Origin of the sequence: Micromonospora sp. DT31 (assembly GCF_049841795.1) — a bacterium.
Lineage (GTDB): Bacteria > Actinomycetota > Actinomycetes > Mycobacteriales > Micromonosporaceae > Micromonospora.
Genome location: NZ_JBNCKZ010000044.1, coordinates 1 through 5,282, shown reverse-complemented (window position 1 = coordinate 5,282; position 5,282 = coordinate 1). Strand labels below are relative to the sequence as shown.

Here is a 5,282-nt window from a genome sequence, read left to right as displayed (position 1 = left end):
CCCGGACTGGTCAGGCTTCGGTTTGGCTGGTTGGGATTCCTTTGGCAACACTTTTGTTGCTGGGATGATTGTTCAACAAGTTTTTGTTGGAGAGTTTGATCCTGGCTCAGGACGAACGCTGGCGGCGTGCTTAACACATGCAAGTCGAGCGGAAAGGCCCTTCGGGGTACTCGAGCGGCGAACGGGTGAGTAACACGTGAGCAACCTGCCCCAGGCTTTGGGATAACCCCGGGAAACCGGGGCTAATACCGAATATTACTGCTGATCGCATGGTTGGTGGTGGAAAGTTTTTCGGCTTGGGATGGGCTCGCGGCCTATCAGCTTGTTGGTGGGGTGATGGCCTACCAAGGCGACGACGGGTAGCCGGCCTGAGAGGGCGACCGGCCACACTGGGACTGAGACACGGCCCAGACTCCTACGGGAGGCAGCAGTGGGGAATATTGCACAATGGGCGGAAGCCTGATGCAGCGACGCCGCGTGAGGGATGACGGCCTTCGGGTTGTAAACCTCTTTCAGCAGGGACGAAGCGCAAGTGACGGTACCTGCAGAAGAAGCACCGGCCAACTACGTGCCAGCAGCCGCGGTAAGACGTAGGGTGCGAGCGTTGTCCGGATTTATTGGGCGTAAAGAGCTCGTAGGCGGCTTGTCGCGTCGACTGTGAAAACCCGCAGCTCAACTGCGGGCCTGCAGTCGATACGGGCAGGCTAGAGTTCGGTAGGGGAGACTGGAATTCCTGGTGTAGCGGTGAAATGCGCAGATATCAGGAGGAACACCGATGGCGAAGGCAGGTCTCTGGGCCGATACTGACGCTGAGGAGCGAAAGCGTGGGGAGCGAACAGGATTAGATACCCTGGTAGTCCACGCTGTAAACGTTGGGCGCTAGGTGTGGGGAGCCTCTCCGGTTCTCTGTGCCGCAGCTAACGCATTAAGCGCCCCGCCTGGGGAGTACGGCCGCAAGGCTAAAACTCAAAGGAATTGACGGGGGCCCGCACAAGCGGCGGAGCATGCGGATTAATTCGATGCAACGCGAAGAACCTTACCTGGGTTTGACATGGCCGCAAAACTGTCAGAGATGGCAGGTCCTTCGGGGGCGGTCACAGGTGGTGCATGGCTGTCGTCAGCTCGTGTCGTGAGATGTTGGGTTAAGTCCCGCAACGAGCGCAACCCTCGTTCGATGTTGCCAGCGCGTTATGGCGGGGACTCATCGAAGACTGCCGGGGTCAACTCGGAGGAAGGTGGGGATGACGTCAAGTCATCATGCCCCTTATGTCCAGGGCTTCACGCATGCTACAATGGCCGGTACAATGGGCTGCGATACCGTGAGGTGGAGCGAATCCCAAAAAGCCGGTCTCAGTTCGGATCGGGGTCTGCAACTCGACCCCGTGAAGTCGGAGTCGCTAGTAATCGCAGATCAGCAACGCTGCGGTGAATACGTTCCCGGGCCTTGTACACACCGCCCGTCACGTCACGAAAGTCGGCAACACCCGAAGCCGGTGGCCCAACCCTTGTGGAGGGAGCCGTCGAAGGTGGGGCTGGCGATTGGGACGAAGTCGTAACAAGGTAGCCGTACCGGAAGGTGCGGCTGGATCACCTCCTTTCTAAGGAGCACCATCCACCGAAAGGTGGTATGGAGCCCGCGGCCTGCGGATGTCGGGTCGGGGTGCTCAGATGGCGGAGACACTGGCAAGTTTTTTCTCGGCAACGGCCGGAAGTTTTCCTAGTACAGCTGCTCTTCGGGGTGGTGGGAACGGGTTTTCGGTGCGGCTGGGGAGGGATGTAAGCACCCTGTTGGGTCCTGAAGGAACAACCTGTGTGGTTGTTTTCTTCGGAGCCTTGAGATGGACGTGTGAGCGTCTGTCGGGCGCCAGGCATGGCCTGGTCTCGCATACCGCCGGCGGTGGTCGGGTTTGGTGTGGGGCTGTGGGTTGTGGGTTGGTTGTTTGTTGAGAATTGCACAGTGGACGCGAGCATCTTTGTGGTCAAGTTGTCAAGGGCGAACGGTGAATGCCTTGGCACCAGGAGCCGATGAAGGACGTGGGAGGCCGCGATAGGCCTGGGGGAGCTGTCAACCAAGCTGTGATCCCAGGGTGTCCGAATGGGGAAACCCGGCATCAGTCATGTGATGTCACCCACACCTGAACACATAGGGTGTGTGGAGGGAACGCGGGGAAGTGAAACATCTCAGTACCCGTAGGAAGAGAAAACAAATAGTGATTCCGTGAGTAGTGGCGAGCGAAAGCGGATCGAGGCTAAACCGGTTGCGTGTGATACCTGTCAGGGGTTGCGTGGTCGGGGTTGTGGGACCCTGCTCAACAGACTGACATCTGTTGGAGGAGTTACAAAGTCAGTGGCTAGTCGAACAGTCTGGAATGGCTGACCGTAGACGGTGAAAGTCCGGTAGGTGAAAGTTGCTGATCTTCTGTGGGTGTTCCCGAGTAGCGGCGGACTCCTGAAATCTGCCGTGAATCTGCCAGGACCACCTGGTAAGCCTAAATACTTCCTGGTGACCGATAGCGGACAAGTACCGTGAGGGAATGGTGAAAAGTACCCCGGGAGGGGAGTGAAATAGTACCTGAAACCGTTCGCCTACAATCCGTCGGAGCCTTGCGGGGTGACGGCGTGCCTTTTGAAGAATGAGCCTGCGAGTTAGTGGCATGTGGCGAGGTTAACCCGTGTGGGGGAGCCGTAGCGAAAGCGAGTCTGAATAGGGCGTTTTCAGTCGCATGCTCTAGACCCGAAGCGGAGTGATCTAGCCATGGGCAGGCTGAAGCGCGGGTAAGACCGCGTGGAGGGCCGAACCCACCAACGTTGAAAAGTTGGGGGATGACCTGTGGTTAGGGGTGAAAGGCCAATCAAACTCCGTGATAGCTGGTTCTCCCCGAAATGCATTTAGGTGCAGCGTCGCGTGTTTCTTGCCGGAGGTAGAGCACTGGATGATCTAGGGGGCCCACAAGCTTACCAAAATCAGCCAAACTCCGAATGCCGGTAAGTGAGAGCGCGGCAGTGAGACTGCGGGGGATAAGCTTCGTAGTCGAGAGGGAAACAGCCCAGATCACCAGCTAAGGCCCCTAAGCGTGTGCTAAGTGGAAAAGGATGTGGGGTCGCATAGACAACCAGGAGGTTGGCTTAGAAGCAGCCACCCTTTAAAGAGTGCGTAATAGCTCACTGGTCAAGTGGTTCCGCGCCGACAATGTAGCGGGGCTCAAGCACACCGCCGAAGCTGTGGCACTCACATATTAACTTCGTACCTCCTTGATGGGGTATGCAGGTGTGTGGGTGGGTAGGGGAGCGTCGTGCCGGGGGTGAAGCAGCGGGGTGACCCAGTTGTGGACGCGGCACGAGTGAGAATGCAGGCATGAGTAGCGAAAGAAGGGTGAGAAACCCTTCCGCCGGATGACCAAGGGTTCCAGGGCCAGGCTAATCCGCCCTGGGTGAGTCGGGACCTAAGGCGAGGCCGAGAGGCGTAGTCGATGGACAACGGGTTGATATTCCCGTACCCGCGAAAGAGCGACCCTGACGAACCTCGTTGTGCTAACCACCCAAACCGGCGGAGACCTTCGGGTTGATGTTGGGGAGCGTGGGAACCTGGCGGGTAGTAGTCAAGCGATGGGGTGACGCAGGAAGGTAGCTGAGCCCGGCCGGTGGTTGTGCCGGGGTAAGCGTGTAGGCCGTGCCGTAGGCAAATCCGCGGTGCATGAAGGCTGAGACGTGATGCCGAGCCGATTCAGGTGAAGTCAGTGATCCTATGCTGCCGAGAAAAGCCTCTAGCGAGTTCTTAGCGGCCCGTACCCCAAACCGACACAGGTGGTCAGGTAGAGAATACCGAGGCGATCGGGCGAACTGTGGTTAAGGAACTCGGCAAATTGCCCCCGTAACTTAGGGAGAAGGGGGGCCGGAGACGTGAAGCCCCATGCGGGTGGAGCGTTGTATGGCCGCAGAGAGCAGGGGGAAGCGACTGTTTACTAAAAACACAGGTCCATGCGAAGAAGTAATTCGATGTATATGGACTGACGCCTGCCCGGTGCTGGAACGTTAAGGGGACCTGTTAGCTCTTCGGGGCGAAGCGGAGAACTTAAGCGCCAGTAAACGGCGGTGGTAACTATAACCATCCTAAGGTAGCGAAATTCCTTGTCGGGTAAGTTCCGACCTGCACGAATGGCGTAACGACTTCCCCACTGTCTCAACCACAGGCCCGGCGAAATTGCATTACGAGTAAAGATGCTCGTTACGCGCGGCAGGACGGAAAGACCCCGGGACCTTTACTATAGCTTGACATTGGTATCTGAATTAGCTTGTGTAGGATAGGTGGGAGCCGGTGAAGTCCATACGCCAGTATGGGTGGAGGCAATCTTGAAATACCACTCTGGTTGATTTGGGTATCTAACTTCGGACCGTTATCCGGTTCAGGGACAGTGTCTGGTGGGTAGTTTAACTGGGGCGGTTGCCTCCTAAAGGGTAACGGAGGCGCCCAAAGGTTCCCTCAGCCTGGTTGGCAATCAGGTGTTGAGTGCAAGTGCACAAGGGAGCTTGACTGTGAGACTGACAGGTCGAGCAGGGACGAAAGTCGGGACTAGTGATCCGGCACTGGCATGTGGAAGCGGTGTCGCTCAACGGATAAAAGGTACCCCGGGGATAACAGGCTGATCTTCCCCAAGAGTCCATATCGACGGGATGGTTTGGCACCTCGATGTCGGCTCGTCGCATCCTGGGGCTGTAGCAGGTCCCAAGGGTTGGGCTGTTCGCCCATTAAAGCGGTACGCGAGCTGGGTTTAGAACGTCGTGAGACAGTTCGGTCCCTATCCGCCGTGCGCGTAGGATACTTGAGAAGGGCTGTCCCTAGTACGAGAGGACCGGGACGGACGAACCTCTGGTGTGCCAGTTGTCCCGCCAGGGGCACGGCTGGTTAGCTACGTTCGGAAGGGATAACCGCTGAAAGCATCTAAGCGGGAAGCTCGCTTCAAGATGAGGTATCCCACCCACTTTGTGGGGTAAGGCCCCCAGCTAGACGACTGGGTTGATAGGCCGGAAATGTAAGCCCGGTAACGGGTTCAGTTGACCGGTACTAATAGGCCGAGGACTTGACTACCAAGCTGCTACGCGTCCACTGTGCAACTCTGAACAAACAACAACCTGTGTGGGTTGGTTGATATGTTCACAGAGTTACGGCGGTCATGGCGGAGGGGAAACGCCCGGTCACATTCCGAACCCGGAAGCTAAGCCCTCCAGCGCCGATGGTACTGCACCCGGGAGGGTGTGGGAGAGTAGGACACCGCCGGACAAAC

General features: G+C 57.6%; 3 rRNA genes. All 3 read left to right on the top strand.

The annotated features are described in order from the left end of the window. Positions 1 to 83: 83 nt before the first annotated feature. The 3 genes from ACLQ2X_RS28245 (at position 84) to rrf (ending at position 5,278) form a co-directional block, all read left to right on the top strand. Positions 84 to 1,598 (top strand): 16S ribosomal RNA (locus ACLQ2X_RS28245). Between the two features lie 379 nt (positions 1,599 to 1,977). Continuing rightward, a 23S ribosomal RNA gene (locus tag ACLQ2X_RS28240) occupies positions 1,978 to 5,086 on the top strand. A gap of 75 nt (positions 5,087 to 5,161) precedes the next feature. Beyond that, positions 5,162 to 5,278: ribosomal RNA gene (gene rrf, locus ACLQ2X_RS28235) — 5S ribosomal RNA — on the top strand. The 16S, 23S and 5S rRNA genes sit together here, the layout of an rRNA operon. The last annotated feature ends 4 nt before the right edge of the window (positions 5,279 to 5,282 follow it).